This is a genomic window from Pseudoalteromonas sp. SR45-5 (assembly GCF_014163565.1).
Lineage (GTDB): Bacteria > Pseudomonadota > Gammaproteobacteria > Enterobacterales > Alteromonadaceae > Pseudoalteromonas > Pseudoalteromonas distincta.
The window spans coordinates 1-3,140 of the sequence record NZ_JACJDN010000483.1 but is presented as its reverse complement, the minus strand read 5'-3'; the positions used below and the strand labels follow the sequence as shown (position 1 = coordinate 3,140).

Genomic DNA, 3,140 nt, shown 5'->3' with positions numbered 1-3,140 from the left:
ACCTTTTTATGGTTGGGTGTAAATATAAAGTTAAGGGTTTGTAATAATTAAGGGCTTTTAATAAAAACAATAAAGTAGCTGGTTAAACATAGCATTTCACACACACAGGAAAAAAACTATGAGTCACAAGTTATCTAAAATTACACTGGCAGTTATATCGGCAACCGCACTTGGTATGTCTTTGTCTACACAGGCGCAAGAAGCTCCAAAAAAAGCTGCAGACGATCTTGAGGTTATTGAGGTTTCAGGCATTCGACAATCGCTTACAAATGCGCTTGCACAAAAGCGTTCAGCAGATAGCCTTGTTGAGATTATTGAGGCTGTCGATATTGGTAAGCTACCAGATCAAAACCTCGCAGAAGTACTTGAAAATGTAACGGGGATTCAAATTACCCGTGAAGCAGGGGTAGGTACGGGCGTTCAAATTCGTGGTACCAATGCTAATCGTACAGAAGTGAACGGCGTATCAACAGTTGGCTCTGGGTCTGGGCGAAGTGGCATTAGTTTTGAAGATGTATCAGCTGCAATCATCTCCGGTGTAGAAGTAATTAAGTCACCTGAAGCAAAAACAATCGAAGGCTCTGTGGGCGCAACAATAAACCTTAAAACAATTCGCCCGTTACAGTTAAATGAAACTCTAGGCTCAATTAGAGTACAAGGTGAAGATAGTAGCTTATCAACAGATGGTGTTACTCCTAGGGTATCGGGTGCTTGGGGTGATAACTGGGAGCTTGATTCTGGCGGTAAGTTTGGTGTTGTATTTAGTGGTAGTTACAGTGAGCAAGACGTAACCGCATTTCGTCCTCGTGCTGATAGAGATAATTCGGTAGCCGCTGATAGTGGTGCTGCAAGTGCACAATCGTTTGATTTTCTACCAGTACAATTTTTAATTCAAGATTACGATAATTACGAATACGAGACAAAAAACTTCGCAGGTACATTTGAATATGCACCAAACGATAATATGAAATTCTTTTTTGATGCAGTTGTTAACGATCAAGAGCGCCGCCAAGAAAGCTCAAGAGTACAAGCATCTGGCCTAAGTGATCTTAGAAATGTATCAATACCGAGTGAATTTGAAACAGTTAATTTTGGTTCTCTTGACGGACAAAACCTAGGCAGCATACAAGCGGCTGTAAGAGGCGTTATTCCGGTTGAAGACGGTGGTGGCGATCCTAATTTACGTTTTTCTAGCGATACTAATTCACGCATAACAAAAAGCAAAATATTTAGTATAGGGGGCGAATGGCAAGGTGATAGATTATTTGCAAGTGTTGAAGCCTCAACCTCTCGTTCTGATTCAACTACACCAAGCTTTAATACAACGCTTAATTTTATAAATCCAAATGTCGCTACTAATTCGTCAAATGAAAACGGTACTCCTTTTGAGTATGATCTTACAGGTGATGCACTTACATTTGGTATTGCAACGGGGGAGGCAAACGCACCAACAATGGCTCAATTACTCGACCCTGCAAATGTTGTTCTACGTGATGTAAACCAAGGGCAAGACGAGTCAGAAAATACAGAAGATGCGTTTCGTACAGATTTTACATATTACTTAGATGATGTAATAACGTCAGTCGATTTTGGTTACCGCTACAGCAAAACGAGCAGTATGTCGGATCAAGTTCGCTCTAACGTTGGTTTAAGAAATATGGCTGATAGCCCAACGGGTGATTTATTTGCACAATTATTAACAGCGGGCCCAGATAACTTTAATGATGGTGATGGGCGAGCACTTTATATTCGTGATTTCTTACTTATAAACCCAGAGCTTGCATCCTCTGATCCACAAGCTGTATTAGCAGCACTTAACCAAGCGATTGAAGCTAATAATGCAATAACAGGTTCTGATCGTGGTCCAATAAGTTCACCAACGTCTCAAGTAAATGCGTTTTTTGATATTGAAGAAGAAACACATGCCTTATATGCACAAGCTAATTTTGAGTATGGCATGTTTCGCGGTAACTTTGGCTTACGTTATTTAGAGACTGAAGTTACATCGCTAGGTAACTCTGTTACTCAAGATGGAAGTGGCAACGAACTGGTGACTCAAGTAACGTCAAAAGGTGATTACGATTTCTTTTTACCACGATTTAATTTAGCCGCGAATGTAAGTGAAGATGTGATTGTTCGTCTAGGTTGGTCAAAAGATATCAGACGCCCAGATTTTGATGACCTATCTACATCCGTTACGTTTGGCACCAGCCCTAATAGTGCAGTTTCAATAGGTAACTCAGGCTTAGAGCCAGAAGAAGTAACCTCTTTCGATATATCCACTGATTGGTATTTTGCACCCGCTGCTTTATTAAGTGTGGGGTACTTTCATAAAACACGTAGCGATTTGCACGTTACACAGCAAGTTGACCCATTTGAAGACCCAAGCACAGGCTTTCGCGATACAAATGGTCCTGAATGTGAAGGCGGCGGCATATTTAACCCAATTGCTGACATAAACGTATTTGGCCCAGATGCTGGTGTAGGGTTATGTGTACCAACACAAACTACTATTAATGATTCTGGCGAAACAACACAGCAAGGCATCGAGCTTGCAGCTCAATACGACTTATCAAATTTTGAAAAAGAGCTAGGCTGGGCATCAGGTTTTGGTGTTGTTGCTAACTACACCTATCAAGAATTTTCTGGTGGTGAATCATTTGACACCGCAACGAGTCGTGCAAATGCTGTTTTTGCATTAACAACCGGTAACCCGGATGCAGACATCAGTGCTAAGCAATCACTCATTGATCTGTCAGAAAACGCATATAACATCACATTTTACTATGAGAAATACGGTCTATCTGCTCGAGCGCGTTACACGTGGCGCGAAGGGTACCGTTCAACTGACTTTGGTAGCACTTCAAGCTTCCCATGGGGTTTCCCTGTTGTACAAGAAGACAGAGGGCAGCTTAATGCCAGCATAAGTTATGATGTGAACGATCAGCTAAATATCGGTATTGAAGCCGTTAACTTAACTGAGTCAGAAGTTAGCCAGTCTTGTGTAAACGAAGGTGCTTTACTTTGTTTCCAAGGTATTACAGACCGCCGTATTACATTTGGCGCAAGCTATAGATTTTAAAGGTTATAGTTAAATCGAGTCTATAAGTGTGTGTATTTAAAGACGCTAAAAGCAAGCC

The 3,140-nt window shown here is 41.1% G+C and carries 1 protein-coding gene; it reads left to right on the top strand.

What is annotated here, in order from left to right:
• Positions 1-118 precede the first annotated feature (118 nt).
• Positions 119-3,082: a TonB-dependent receptor gene (locus tag H5072_RS15420; RefSeq protein WP_182694022.1), complete on the top strand. Its 2,964-nt coding sequence runs from the start codon at positions 119-121 to the stop codon at positions 3,080-3,082.
• Positions 3,083-3,140 lie beyond the last annotated feature (58 nt).